At 45.0% G+C, this 13,659-nt stretch carries 10 protein-coding genes; 8 read left to right on the top strand and 2 right to left on the bottom strand.

Going from position 1 to position 13,659, the window contains the following annotated elements:
* The 5 genes from ACYVAA_RS00775 to ACYVAA_RS00755 all read left to right on the top strand — a co-directional run.
* Positions 1-902 (top strand): FAD-dependent oxidoreductase (locus ACYVAA_RS00775; RefSeq protein ID WP_460538088.1); only part of this gene is annotated, 902 nt, incomplete at its 5' end.
* 238 nt (positions 903-1,140) lie between these two features.
* Positions 1,141-2,766: a hypothetical protein gene (locus tag ACYVAA_RS00770; RefSeq protein WP_460538087.1), complete on the top strand. Its 1,626-nt coding sequence runs from the start codon at positions 1,141-1,143 to the stop codon at positions 2,764-2,766.
* Between the two features lie 228 nt (positions 2,767-2,994).
* Positions 2,995-5,814 (top strand): carbamoyl phosphate synthase large subunit, encoded by a 2,820-nt coding sequence (gene carB / locus ACYVAA_RS00765; RefSeq protein ID WP_460538086.1) that lies wholly within the window; start codon positions 2,995-2,997, stop codon positions 5,812-5,814.
* Positions 5,815-5,838: 24 nt separating this feature from the next.
* The gene (locus ACYVAA_RS00760; RefSeq protein WP_460538085.1) at positions 5,839-6,093 is read left to right on the top strand and encodes a DUF4834 family protein; all 255 of its coding nucleotides are present in this window, start codon (positions 5,839-5,841) and stop codon (positions 6,091-6,093) included.
* Between the two features lie 187 nt (positions 6,094-6,280).
* On the top strand, positions 6,281-7,396 hold the full coding sequence (locus ACYVAA_RS00755) for a transporter family protein (protein WP_460538084.1): 1,116 nt from the start codon (positions 6,281-6,283) through the stop codon (positions 7,394-7,396).
* A gap of 40 nt (positions 7,397-7,436) precedes the next feature.
* On the opposite strand, the gene ACYVAA_RS00750 is transcribed toward ACYVAA_RS00755, so the two are convergent.
* On the bottom strand, positions 7,437-8,219 hold the full coding sequence (locus tag ACYVAA_RS00750) for a zinc metalloprotease (protein WP_460538083.1): 783 nt from the start codon (positions 8,217-8,219) through the stop codon (positions 7,437-7,439).
* Between the two features lie 94 nt (positions 8,220-8,313).
* Positions 8,314-9,948, bottom strand: a complete 1,635-nt coding sequence (locus tag ACYVAA_RS00745) for a carbon starvation CstA family protein (protein WP_460538082.1) — start codon at positions 9,946-9,948, stop codon at positions 8,314-8,316.
* A gap of 219 nt (positions 9,949-10,167) precedes the next feature.
* On the opposite strand from ACYVAA_RS00745, the gene ACYVAA_RS00740 reads away from it, so the two are divergent.
* The 3 genes from ACYVAA_RS00740 (at position 10,168) to nqrF (ending at position 13,599) form a co-directional block, all read left to right on the top strand.
* Positions 10,168-11,235 (top strand): mechanosensitive ion channel family protein, encoded by a 1,068-nt coding sequence (locus tag ACYVAA_RS00740; protein WP_460538081.1) that lies wholly within the window; start codon positions 10,168-10,170, stop codon positions 11,233-11,235.
* A gap of 87 nt (positions 11,236-11,322) precedes the next feature.
* Positions 11,323-12,165: an acetyl-CoA carboxylase carboxyltransferase subunit beta gene (accD, locus tag ACYVAA_RS00735; RefSeq protein ID WP_460538080.1), complete on the top strand. Its 843-nt coding sequence runs from the start codon at positions 11,323-11,325 to the stop codon at positions 12,163-12,165.
* 129 nt (positions 12,166-12,294) lie between these two features.
* A complete protein-coding gene (gene nqrF, locus ACYVAA_RS00730; protein WP_460538079.1) occupies positions 12,295-13,599 on the top strand; it encodes an NADH:ubiquinone reductase (Na(+)-transporting) subunit F in 1,305 nt (434 codons plus the stop codon).
* Positions 13,600-13,659 lie beyond the last annotated feature (60 nt).

Below are 13,659 nucleotides of genomic sequence, written 5' to 3'. Positions count from 1 at the left end.
TGAAGCTGAAGGAGATTCCAAAGCACCTGATCGTGATCGGCGGTGGGGTGATAGGAATGGAGCTGGGTTCCGTGTATGCAAGAATGGGTGCAAAGGTGTCCACCGTGGAGTTTATGGATTCGCTGATTCCCTCCATGGACAAAACCATGGGGAAAGAGCTTCAAAAATCATTGAAGAAATTGGGCTTTGAATTTTATTTGAAGCACAAAGTGACCTCTGTAGAGAATAAGGGCAAGGAGGTAATTGTAAAAGCAGAAAACAGCAAAGGAGAAACCGTGGAGGTGAAAGGCGACTATGTGCTGGTTTCTATCGGAAGAAGACCTTATACTGATGGACTCAATGCCGAAGCTGCCGGAGTTAAAATCAATGAGCGCGGTCAGGTAGAAGTGGATGAGCACCTAAAGACCAGCGTGGACAATATCTATGCGATCGGTGATGTGGTCAAAGGGGCAATGCTTGCCCATAAGGCTGAGGAAGAAGGGGTGCTGGTTGTCGAGCAATTGGCCGGTCAGAAGCCACATATCAATTATAACCTGATTCCTGGGGTGGTATATACTTGGCCAGAGGTAGCGGCAGTAGGGTATACCGAAGAGCAGCTGAAGGAGAAAGGCATCAAATATAAAGCCGGTAAATTCCCGTTTTTGGCTTCAGGTAGGGCCAGGGCATCCATGGATACCGATGGTTTGGTGAAAGTTTTGGCGGATGCCACTACCGATGAAATCCTTGGAGTGCATATGATCGGTCCAAGAACTGCCGATATGATAGCTGAAGCGGTGGTAGCAATGGAATATAGGGCTTCTGCTGAAGATATTGCAAGAATGTCACATGCCCATCCGACTTATACCGAAGCGTTTAAGGAGGCTTGTCTGGCCGCTACTGAAAACAGGGCCTTGCACGTGTAGGTGATGTAAGCTTTCAAACTGAGGCCCGGGCTATGTACCAGAACATATCTTCCGGGTGAGATATAATTGAAAAATACCGTGATGGCCATCACGGTATTTTTTTTGGTATTGCCTGTTATTGGAAACTGCGATTTGGTAAATAAGTTTTTTGTGCTTTTGTTGAGAATGTTTTTAATACCGCTATATTTGCGTTCACAAACATTTTGTTATTGTTTAAACACAAAAAAAAGCAGTTAGTATGAATGATAAACTATTGTATTTTATTTTGGTTTCTTCCGTGGTTTTTTTTGCTTGTAATAGGGAAGATGCAGTCCCAAGCAACGGGAACAACCAAATTGTACTGAATACAGACGAGGCCTCATTAAATACCCGCTTGAGTAGGGAAAATACGGGGGTGGTCGGGATTACCTCCGAAGCCACTGCAGCAATAGGGGGCAGGATCAGCGAAGAAGAAGAGGTGGCCGGAAACTTGCCGTTGGAATTGATTGCCCAAGTAGAGGCTCCTGTTGTGGATGGCAACACCCTTCAGGCGACACACGTGGACATTGACGGGGATTATGCTTATGTTACCTACAATACGATCGGTGAGCAATACTTGGGAGCGGTTGATATTTTCGACATCAGCAACGTGTTGGCTCCTAAAATTGTAAGCCAAGCTGTCTTTAAAGAGGCGGATTTAAGTGCGGTTGATTACGTAGATGGTAAATTATTTATTGCGGCTGCAGTAAATGTAGACGCAGATTATGGAGTCGAAGGTCCTGCTAATTTGATTACGGTATCTACAGCCAACGGGCGGTTTACTTCTGATTTTTCCTTTACCACTTTAAAGGGATACGTAGGGACGGATGTGAACCATACGGACAACAATATAGTCAGCACCAGTGGTGTGGATGGAGCTTTGGCATTGATCAGCCGGGACAACTCATCAGTAGTGGGTGAGCAGGAATTCGCTGATTTGCGTTCTGTGGTATTTGGAGAAGGAAAACTTTTTGTTTTGGACGGAGAGCAGGGGGTGAGTGCACTGAATCCCGGTACCTTGGCAAAGGAATACGGCATTGCTTTGGCGCCAGATTATTCCGGAGCAAAAAGAACCATGGATGTGCACGAAAACCTGCTGATCGTGTCCGAGGGTGCTAGTGGGGCAGGTCTCTATGCTGTGGCCGACGGAGGAAAGGTGAAGTCCATCAGTATACCTGTAGTTTCTGACGGCCTGGTTACTGAAGAAATAGTGACCAACGCGGTAAGTACGAATGTAAGGCATCTCTTTATGGCCAATGGATCTGCAGGGGTCAGCGCCGTAGATCTGGAAAACGATATTGCTTCTCTTGGAGTGCTGGACCTGCTCGGTTCTTCCAATTTTGTAAAAGCCAATGATGAGTATCTGTTTGTTGCTTCGGGTTTACAGGGTTTGCAGATCTTGAGGATTAACTTGGCCGATGAAATTGATGATGTTGTTTGTGCGGATTTGCCGGCTTATACAGGCAATTCTTGGATGAATATCAATTCCGGACAGCCTCAGGCATATTCAGGGTCTTTGGTGCTTGACGGTTTGAATGTGAACGATTCCTTTACTTTCTGTGGGTCATTGTCCGTCAAAGGCTGGTCAAATATTAACTCCAATGGCGTATTTAATATGAGAGGTTCCTTGGTGATCGGACAATACAATAAGGATACCGGTTTGCAGATCAACGATACCATGACCATAGAAGGAAGTTTGGTCATATACGGGAACCTAACGCTCAACAGCGGGGCAAAACTGGATTTTGTCGGGGAAGGTTCTTCGATAACCGTTTACGGAAATGTGTGGAACAATGGAGGGACTATTACAGGAAATTATACGGATACGGAAGGTAAGTTAAAGTAAGGATTTAAGTGCTCTATTGAAACGGCTGCAGGTTTTCTGTGGCCGTTTTTGTTTTGGGCAAAGAAGCTGATACTGAGGAAAGGGGAGAAGACAGGTGTTGCCAATGTGGCAATTAATTCATCCCGTGGAGGATGTTTTTCTTAATTATCCCTGCATCTTCCAATAATTTACTTAATTTTGCACCAATTTAGCCATAAGTAAAAAACTTATCCAAACCTCTCTAATAGCATGCCTAAAGATACTAGCATTAAACATGTACTGATCATTGGAAGTGGGCCTATCGTAATTGGCCAAGCCTGTGAGTTTGATTATTCGGGGTCCCAAGCGGCCAGATCCTTAAGGGAAGAAGGCATTACGGTGACCTTGATCAATTCAAATCCGGCAACAATTATGACGGACCCGGTTACTGCAGACAATGTTTATCTGCTTCCGCTGGAGAAGAAATCCATTGTAAAAATACTTACCGAGCATCCGGACATTGACTGTGTCCTTCCTACCATGGGAGGTCAGACCGCCCTGAACTTGGCCATCGAAGCGGACAAGGCAGGAATCTGGAACAAGTTCAATGTGAAAATGATCGGTGTGGACATCGATGCCATTGAAACGGCGGAGAACCGTGAAAAATTCAAGGCTCTTATGGAAGAGCTTAATGTAGCGGTTTGTATAGGGAAGACTGCGACTTCATTCCTGCAGGGAAAAGAGATTGCCCAGGAAATAGGGTTTCCACTGGTAATCCGACCTTCTTATACCCTTGGGGGTACCGGAGGTGGTTTCGTGGAAAAGGAAGAGGACTTCGAAAAGGCACTTATGAGTGGTCTTAAAGCCTCACCTACCCACGAGGTGTTGGTCGAGCAGAGTATCCTTGGCTGGAAAGAATATGAGTTGGAAGTGCTCAGGGATAGTTTGGGCAATATGATCGTAGTCTGCTCCATTGAAAACTTTGACCCAATGGGGGTGCATACCGGTGATTCCATCACGGTGGCTCCAGCGATGACCCTTCCGGATACCGTGTATCAGGAAATGAGGAATTTGGCGATCAAGATGATGAACGGTATCGGGAATTTTGCCGGAGGCTGTAACGTACAGTTCTCTGTAAGCCCGGACAACCAGACCATCATTGGTATAGAAATCAACCCACGGGTATCCCGATCTTCAGCATTGGCCTCTAAAGCTACCGGGTACCCCATTGCCAAAGTAGCCGCTAAATTGGCCATTGGCTATAACCTGGATGAACTCCAGAACTCCATCACCGGAACAACTTCCGCTTATTTTGAGCCTGCGATCGATTATGTGATCGTGAAAATCCCAAGATGGAACTTCGATAAATTCAAAGGTTCTGACCGTCGTTTAGGACTTTCCATGAAAGCTGTAGGTGAGGTAATGGGGATTGGAAGAAACTTCCAGGAGGCCCTTCAAAAAGCCTGTCAGTCTCTTGAGATCAAAAGAAATGGTCTAGGTGCGGATGGAAAAGAATTGAAGAACCAGGAGCAGATTCTGTACAGCTTGGAACACCCCAGCTGGAACCGTCTGTTCCACATTTACGATGCCTTTAAGTTGGGCATATCTTTCAGGACCATTCATGACCTTACCAAGATCGATAAGTGGTTCCTGAAGCAAATCGAAGAACTGGTTCATCTGGACATTACCCTTGATAAATATACGCTGGATACCATACCTAAGGAGCTGATGGTCCTCGCCAAGCACAAAGGTTATGCGGATCGTCAGATCGCCCACCTGTTGGGATGCTTGGAAAGTCAGGTGTTCCAGAAGCGGAGAGAGGAAATGGGAATCAAGCGCGTGTATAAGCTGGTAGATACCTGTGCCGCTGAGTTTGAGGCCCAGACGCCGTATTACTATTCCTCATTCGGAGAAGAAAACGAGTCGGTTGCCTCTGACAGAAAGAAAGTCATCGTGTTGGGCTCTGGACCAAACCGGGTCGGTCAGGGTATCGAGTTTGATTACTCCTGCGTGCACGGTGTTTTGGCTGCCAAAGAGTGCGGTTATGAAACCATTATGATCAACTGTAACCCTGAGACGGTTTCTACGGACTTTGACATTGCGGATAAGCTGTACTTTGAGCCGGTATTTTGGGAGCATATCTACGAGATCATCCTTCACGAAAAGCCGGAGGGTGTGATTGTGCAGTTGGGTGGACAGACTGCTCTGAAGCTGGCCGAAAAACTGGAGAAATATGGCATCAAAATTTTGGGAACAAGCTTTGATGCTCTGGACCTTGCCGAGGACAGAGGTGAATTTTCCAGCCTGTTAAAAGCAAATGATGTACCTTATCCTGAATTTGGTACTATTCATAATACCGACGAAGCCCTGGAGCTTTGCAAGATCATCGGATTCCCGCTATTGGTAAGACCTTCTTATGTATTGGGTGGTCAGGGAATGAAGATTGTGATCAACGAGAAAGAGCTGGAGCAGCATGTGGTAGAGGTATTGAAAGATATTCCTGACAATGAAATCCTGTTGGACCACTTCTTGGAAGGAGCCATTGAGGCAGAGGCGGATGCGATTTGTGATGGGGAGAATGTCTACATCATTGGTATCATGCAGCATATCGAGCCTGCCGGTATCCACTCTGGGGACTCTTATGCGGTACTTCCTCCGTATAACCTAGGTGACCTGGTGATCAGGCAGATCGAAACGTATACCGAGAAGATTGCATTGGCCTTGAAGACTGTTGGCTTGATCAATATCCAGTTTGCCATCAAAGATGACAAAGTTTATGTGATTGAAGCGAACCCAAGGGCTTCCAGAACCGTTCCTTTTATTTGTAAGGCCTACCAGGAACCTTATGTGAATTATGCTGTGAAAGTGATGTTGGGTGAAAACAAAGTGACTGACTTTGAATTCAAGCCTACCAAGCAAGGATATGCCATCAAAGAGCCGGTGTTCTCATTCCATAAGTTCCCGAATGTAAATAAAGAGTTGGGTCCTGAGATGAAATCTACAGGGGAGGCAATCTACTTCATTGATGATTTAATGGATGATTACTTCCTGAAGATTTACTCAGAGAGAAACCTTTATCTGAGTAGGTAATTCTCAAATTAAATAAAAATCGTTTTGGTAAAATTTCTGATTATACTTCTGGGTGTTGGGTGGTTGTTGGGACAGCTTGTCCGTTATTTTCTCAGGTCAAAGCTGGCCAAATTTGCCCGGCAGGTCAATGAAGCGGCAAGAGATCAGGAGAGGGCTCAAAAGCATGCCCAAAGCAATGGAGAAATCCAAGTGGATTATGTGCCCAAAGAGTATAAAGAAAGAAGTGGAAAAGATATCAAAGGCGGTGAATACGTAGATTATGAAGAGGTCAAAGATTAGGCATCTCATGCTGATCTGATTTCTGAACATAGTAAAAGGAGTTCCTGAAAAGGGGCTCCTTTTTTATTTTTCATTATTTGTCCAATGACAAATAATGTTTTGGGTTTTATGGGTACTTTGTGCAAATTGGATGGTTGTTTAAAAAACAAAATTCGAAAGTAGCTGTCTATGTAAACCCCCAATGTATATGAAGAAATTTTACGTGTTTATTTTATCCTTCATTCTTTTTATCTCCGGCCAATGGGTTTATTCGCAGGGCTGTGTCGCTATCCGTGGTTTTTCGGGATGCAATGGGCAGGTAGGTTCTCAAGCTTTTTTGTCAAAAGGAGATTGGCTTGTAAATGGTAATTTTCGCTATTTCCATTCTTTCAGGCATTTTCGGGGAAAGGAAGAGGAAACCAACCGGGTGGAGGAAGGGACAGAGGTGATCAATGATTCCTATTTCCTTGATGCATCTGTTTCTTATGGCTTTACTGACAGGCTCTATGGATCGCTAGTATTGCCTATTGTTTATCATGAGCGTTCTTCCATGTATGAGCATGGCGGGAATCCTCCTAATGGATTGGGGGATCGTCATAAGACCTATTCAAGCGGGCTAGGCGATGTAAGGTTAAGTGCTGCTTATTGGGTGCTCAATTCGGAGGAAAACCCCAAAGGCAATTTTTCAGTGGGCTTGGGTGTAAAACTGCCCACAGGTAATTATGGTGCCACGGGGACCTTTTACAACCAGGGAGAAAATAGGGATGAAACCCTGGAGCTTACCGTTGATCAATCCATTCAGCCTGGTGATGGGGGATTTGGGGGGACACTGGAGGTCCAGGCTTACAGGATACTTTCTCATCATTTTATGCTTAATGGAAGTTTTTATTATCTGTCCAATCCTAGAGAAACCAACGGGGAATCTGCCAGAAATGGGTCAACGGAGTTCTCCGTCCCGGACCAATATGCGCTTAGGTTGGGAGCGACTTATGTAAGTGCCGTTCCTGGATTGAGTTTTTATTTGGGGGGAAGGCATGAATGTATTCCTGTGCACGATTTGGTTGGCGGAAGCAATGGCTTCAGAAGACCGGGGTTTGTCGTGTCTGTAGAGCCAGGAATCAATTATTCCAAACAAAAAATTTCTATTAACCTGAATGTGCCAATAGCAATCGAGAGAAACAGGACAAGAAGTTATTGGGATGTCCAAAATTCTACACCTGACCGTTATCGGCACGGTGATGCAGCCTTTGCGGATTACCTAATCAATATTGGTTTTGCATGGAGGATTTCTAAGAAAGTGGCCGAGCCGTTTCACAGCATGTAAGCCATTGGATAACCACTAATGGATTGAAGTGAGGGGAGTTTTATTTTCCCCCATTGGCTTTCAGGTCATTTCTGCAGTTTTCGTCCAAAACGGGGATGCCATTTTGGAGTGAAGAGGACAGGATGTTGGTTTCTACTAGCCAATACATCAAACAATCCTCATTGTCGCAATGACGTTCGTGGTCTTTGTCCTCATGGTCTATGACCATGTCAGAGCCAAGATTGACCAAGCCCATCAGATGCGCCAATTCATGTTCCAGAACAGTGGTTTCCAGTTTTTCTTTGCTGGGTCTGCCAAACCTGTCCGAGTTTTCTGCTATGCGCTTTCCAAACAGTGCAATGGAGGTGTTACGGTGGGAAAATCCCAGGCTAACTTCATTGCCCGTATCCTCGTCAAAATAGCCGTCAAGGATCAATATGTACATTCCCAGTTCATTTCCATTATTATAGGCCGTGCGGTTAGTATCTTCTATGTCCCGTACTTCCTGAAGGCTGTATTTTTCCTGTCCTACCGGTACGATGGAGGATACGTTTACTTCTATTCCATTGGGTTTATTGACCAAGGGGATAAGCCAGGAGGTCAGTGCATCCATGGTTTCCGGTGAAGGCGGATAGCCTTCCATGTATTGTATTTCAAGCGTGATGCCACTGAATTTGTTTGCTGATAGGATGTCGTTGGCTGAAATCCCGGGGCTTTGTTTGGCCGCCCGGATACTTTCGCGCCTTTCGTCCACTTCATTGTCCCGAATACAAGAGGAGGAAATGAGAAGGACGCTGAAAAGGGCAATCAGGGAAAATTTGGCTTTGAAAAGGAGCTGAATCACACTATTCTTGATTAGGAATTTAAATGGAGCATGCAATTAATAATATTATGTTATTATAACCAAAATGAGGGGCAAAAACTTTATAGTCAGCAGGTTAAGTTTCTGTTTGCGGAAGAATGGATTTTTGCTCCAGGCTTTTTTTGGCAAGGATGATCAATACCACGGAAAGTACGAAAAGAACCGCGGCAATGGTTGACAGTACATAGGATTGTTCTTGGAAGTTTTTCCATGCGAATATACCTAAAGAAGTGAGGGTTACGGTGAACATGAAAAACATGGGAATAATGACAAAAGTAGCGTTGGTATTGGTTTTGATCAGCCAGACGGCTATGGCCAGTAAGGCTAAAGCGGCGAGCAATTGGTTGGCGGATCCGAAAATAGGCCACAATGTGGTAAAGCCTCCCGAGCGGATCAGCAGAATGGAAAGCAGCACGACGATACCGGTGCTCAGGTACCTGTTTTTGGACAATTGTTCCCCAATGGGGTGCTGAACTTCTTCGAAGTATTCCTGTAAAGTGAACCTGGCCAGCCTGGTGCAGGTGTCCAGTGTGGTCAGGGCAAATGCCGAAACGGTCAAGGCGACGAAACTTACCGCCAGTTGCTCGGGAATGCCCAAAGTGGCCATCATTGAGCCCAAGCCGTCTGAGAACATGGTGACAGGGTCCTTTGCAAGGAGGCTGCCCAAGTATTCCTCTCTACTGAGGATAATGACAGCTCCAACCGAGATGATGGCCAGAAATGATTCAATGAGCATTCCTCCAAAACCGACTACCTTGGTGTCTCCTTCTTTGTCGATCTGCTTGGAGGTGGTTCCTGAAGCTACCAATGAATGAAACCCACTTATGGCTCCACAGGCTATGGTTACAAAAAGTACCGGGAACAGGTAGCCCAGGTTTTCTGTGGAAACATGGACCTGTGTGTCCATTTTGATTTCAGGATTGGCATACAGCACGCCGGCCACTGCAAGTATGATCAGCCCATAAAGCAAAAAGCTGTTCAGGTAGTCCCTTGGCTGAAGAAGTAGGGATACAGGGGTGACTGAAGCAATGAAGGCATAGGCCAGCAGGATGTACAGCCATAGCTGATAGTCCAGGTCAAAGGGGATTTGCATGCCCAGGTAAACGAAATAGTACATGAGCACAATTCCTATAATGGAAACGAGCGTGAAAAGTATTTTTTTATGGGCCACCCTTTTATTGACCAGTCCAAAGGCTACAGCCAGGATAATGAATAAAATGGAGGCAGAGGCCACCCCGGGATTGTTGATGAAGGTTTTGGCGATGATGTCTGCAAATACGGCAATGACCAATATCAAGGTGGAAAAGCTGAACATCATGAAAAGCTGTTTTCCCCTGTGTCCGATGGTGTTTTTGATGATGGTTCCGATGGATTTACCCTCGTTTCTCATGGATGCTACCATGCTGCCCAGATCGTGGACAGCGCCAAAAAAAATGCCGCCCACCAAAATCCAGATAATGGCGGGAACCCAGCCAAAGGTGACGGCGATAATTGGCCCGACGATAGGGCCTGCTCCGGCAATGGATGCAAAATGATGGCCGAGGACCACTATCGGTCGGCTAGGGACATAGTCCACTCCATCCGTAAACTGATGGGAAGGTGTTTTGTTCCTGTCGCTGATCTTGAATTTCTTGAAGACGTACTTGCCATAGAGGAAGTAAGCGCCGGTCAGTATGGCTCCGGCAAGTAAGAGGATAAAAGATAGTGTCATTTCAGGTTTTTGGATATGCTATTGGTTCTCTTTATATTATAACGCAATTCGCTTTAAATTTCGTCATATTTTTGGCTTAGGCTAACAAATGACAAATGTAATTAATCCACAGGTTACCTCCATGCCCTTCACGGCAAGGATGGAAAATACCTTGGATTTTCCCCTGAAATCAAGCCCCCAATAACCTCTTTTGCTGTTTTTCACTAAACAAATTTTCCAATGGATGGTAGATTGTATTTCATTATTATTGCTGTAGGGCTTCTATTGAGTAGCCATATGGTATTATGGTTGTTTTTTAAGCCGCTGGCGAGGTTGTTTTACCAGCCTTCCACCAAGGAGGGAGAGCTGGCGGTAAGGGGGCTTTCCCAGGCATTGAGGTGGGGGCTGTTTTTTGTGTTGTTTCCGGTTATGGAACCCTATATCTCTCCTGAGGAATGGGCATATGTCAGTGGTCTCAAGGTGTTTGAGGTGCTGTTTTATATCAACTTGGCTTGGATTTTAATTGCTTTGGTAAACCTGCTGAAGTTTTATTTTTTGGAGTATCATTCTTTTGCCAAATCTGACAATCTGAAAGAGAGAAGAGTCTATACCCAAATCAGCTTTATCCAGAAAATCATCATTGTGGTAATTGTGGTGGTGGCGTTTGCGGCCATCATGATGAGTTTTGAGACGGCAAAGAGGGTAGGGCAGGGCCTGTTGGCCTCTGCGGGAGTGGCCGGGATCATCATCGGCCTGGCGGCCCAAAAGTCCATAGCCAATTTTCTGGCAGGGTTCCAGATAGCATTTACCCAGCCGATCAGGATAGATGATGTGGTCGTGCTGGAAGGTGAGTGGGGAAAAATTGAAGAAATCAATTTGTCTTATGTGGTCGTTTGCGTTTGGGACCAGCGCAGGTTAGTGGTGCCTATTAATTATTTTCTGGAGAAACCTTTTCAGAACTGGACACGGACTACGGCCGATATCTGGGGTACCGTTTTTTTGTATGTGGACCACACCGTTCCCATTGAAGATTTGAAGAGAAAGCTCAGGGAAATACTGGAAAGTACCGATTTGTGGGATGGGAAGGTGCAGGTGTTGCAGGTAACCGATGTAAAGGCCTCGACCATTGAGCTCAGGTGTTTGATGAGTGCAAAGGACAGTCCTTCGGCCTTTGATTTAAGGTGCCTGGTCAGAGAGCAGATGGTGATCTATCTTCAGCAAAAATACCCGCATGCTTTACCCAAAACCCGTGTTTCGATGGGCAGATGGGAAGAGCAGGAAAGTACAACCAACGGGGTTGAAAAATGAGAAAGCAACATTTCATTTTATTTAACGGATAATACCTATAAATTTGTAGTCCCTGAAAAGAAATTTTCAGCCTTAAAACTACACTATATGGCTTGGTTTAAGAGAAAAGACGCAGGAATTAAAACTTCGACACAGGAGAAAAAAGATGCTCCTGATGGCCTTTGGTTTAAAACACCTAAAGGCAATATCATTCATACACGAGAGCTGAAAAACAACGCTTATGTGTGTCCGGATGACGATTATCATGTAAAAATCGGGTCAAAGGAGTACTTTGAGATTTTGTTTGACAATAATCAATTTGAGGAATTGGATGTCAATATGACATCAGGTGATCCTTTGAACTTTGTCGACAGCAAACCTTATACCTCCCGGATAGAGGCAACCATCAATAAAACAGGCTTGAAGGATGCTGTCCGCTCAGGTGTTGGTAAAATGAACGGGCAGGACATCGTCATTGCTTCCATGGATTTTAACTTTATTGGCGGTTCCATGGGTTCAGTGGTGGGGGAAAAGATTGCAAGGGCCATTGATCATTCGCTCAAGCATAAAATCCCTTTTCTGATGATTTCAAAGTCCGGCGGTGCCCGGATGATGGAAGCTGGCTTTAGTTTGATGCAGATGGCAAAAACTTCTGCAAAGCTGGCCTTACTGGATGAAGCGAGGATCCCTTATGTCTCTTTGGTGACTGATCCGACAACGGGCGGGGTGACCGCTTCCTATGCTATGCTAGGAGATTTTAACATCGCGGAACCTGGCGCCCTGATCGGTTTTGCCGGTCCAAGGGTTATCCGGGAAACGATTGGTAAAGACCTTCCTAAGGGCTTTCAAAGTGCGGAATTTGTGCTGGAGCATGGCTTCTTGGATTTTATTGTAGACAGGAGGCAGCTGAAGTCAAGACTTTCTACTTTGCTTAAACTATTGAAGAACTAATTGGTTACATAGGTAAATAAACTTAAAAATTACCTAAACGGTCGCCGATTTTATCGAATATTAAATATATTTGTGTGCCTCAAATGGGGCGCCGATATACTGAAAGAGAACTAGAAAAAGCATTATTAAATGAGTTCAGTAATTATTACTTCTATTGTAGCATTTACTTTGATTATTTTGCTACTTGTTTTCATACTGCTGTTTGCCCAGTCCAAACTGGTGGCATCAGGGGATGTGAAAATTATCATCAATGGTGATGAATCCAACCCTGTTGTTACTTCGGCAGGTTCTTCATTGCTGGCTACTTTGGGTAACCAAAAGATCTTCCTTCCTTCTGCCTGTGGTGGCGGTGGTACTTGTGCCATGTGTAAGTGTACTGTGGAAGAAGGTGGCGGAGAAGTGCTTCCTACAGAGGTAGGTCACTTGAGCAGGTCCGAGCAGCAGGGTAATGTAAGACTTTCCTGTCAGGTGAAGGTGAAGCAGGATATGAAAATCCGTATTCCTGAAGAAATCTTTGGTATCAAGAAGTGGGAGTGTGAAGTGCTCTCCAACTACAACGTATCTACCTTTATCAAAGAATTCAAGGTGAAGTTGCCGCAAGGAGAAACATTGGATTTTGAATCGGGAGGATATATACAAATTGATGTTCCTGCGATTACTGTTAACTTCAAGGATATGGACATCACTCCGCATCCTGAGCTTAACCACCCAGGTGATGTGTACCAAAGTGATTGGGATAAATTCGGCTTGTGGGATTTGGTGATGAAGAATGATGAAGAGCTGTTTAGAGCTTACTCTATGGCCAATCACCCTGCGGAAGGTAACATCATCATGTTGACGATCCGTATTGCTACCCCGCCATGGGACAGAGCTAATAACAAATGGATGGATGTGAATCCTGGAGTATGTTCTTCTTATGTGTTCTCACGTAAGCCAGGGGACAAGGTGACCATTTCCGGTCCTTATGGTGAGTTCCATATCAATCCTACCCAAAGAGAAATGATTTATATCGGTGGTGGTGCCGGTATGGCTCCATTGAGATCGCATATCTTCCACCTCTTCCATACCGAGAAAACGGATAGAAAAGTTTCTTACTGGTATGGTGGCCGGTCCAAGAAGGAGTTGTTCTATGTGCCTCACTTCAGGGATATTGAAAAGGACTTCCCTAATTTTAGCTTCAACATAGGCTTGTCCGAGCCGCTTCCTGAGGATAATTGGAAAATCAAGAAGTCCTTGGAAGACAGAGAGGGAGACGGCTACGTTGGCTTTATTCACCAAGTGCTCTACGATAATTATTTGAAAAACCATCCAGAGCCGGATGAAGTAGAATACTACCTGTGTGGGCCTCCTTTGATGAACTCCGCAGTTTTGAAACTGTTGGATGATATGGGAGTTCCTAAAGAAAATATTAGATTTGACGACTTCGGTGGTTAAACGGAAAGAGTCCTGCAAATGCAGGACTTTTTTATTACCCTCCATTTTTTTGATTATTTT

The sequence above is a fragment of the Echinicola sediminis genome, from assembly GCF_054777495.1.
Note: the sequence above shows the minus strand (reverse complement) of the source record. Positions and strands in the feature narration are given on the sequence as shown.

Excerpts from the sequence above, each read along its gene's own strand:
- ACYVAA_RS00770 (WP_460538087.1), top strand. The coding sequence starts at position 1,141 with ATGAATGATAAACTATTGTATTTTATTTTGGTTTCTTCCGTGGTTTTT.
- carB (WP_460538086.1), top strand. The coding sequence starts at position 2,995 with ATGCCTAAAGATACTAGCATTAAACATGTACTGATCATTGGAAGTGGG.
- ACYVAA_RS00755 (WP_460538084.1), top strand. The coding sequence starts at position 6,281 with ATGAAGAAATTTTACGTGTTTATTTTATCCTTCATTCTTTTTATCTCC.
- ACYVAA_RS00745 (WP_460538082.1), bottom strand. The coding sequence starts at position 9,948 with ATGACACTATCTTTTATCCTCTTACTTGCCGGAGCCATACTGACCGGC.
- ACYVAA_RS00740 (WP_460538081.1), top strand. The coding sequence starts at position 10,168 with ATGGATGGTAGATTGTATTTCATTATTATTGCTGTAGGGCTTCTATTG.
- accD (WP_460538080.1), top strand. The coding sequence starts at position 11,323 with ATGGCTTGGTTTAAGAGAAAAGACGCAGGAATTAAAACTTCGACACAG.
- nqrF (WP_460538079.1), top strand. The coding sequence starts at position 12,295 with ATGAGTTCAGTAATTATTACTTCTATTGTAGCATTTACTTTGATTATT.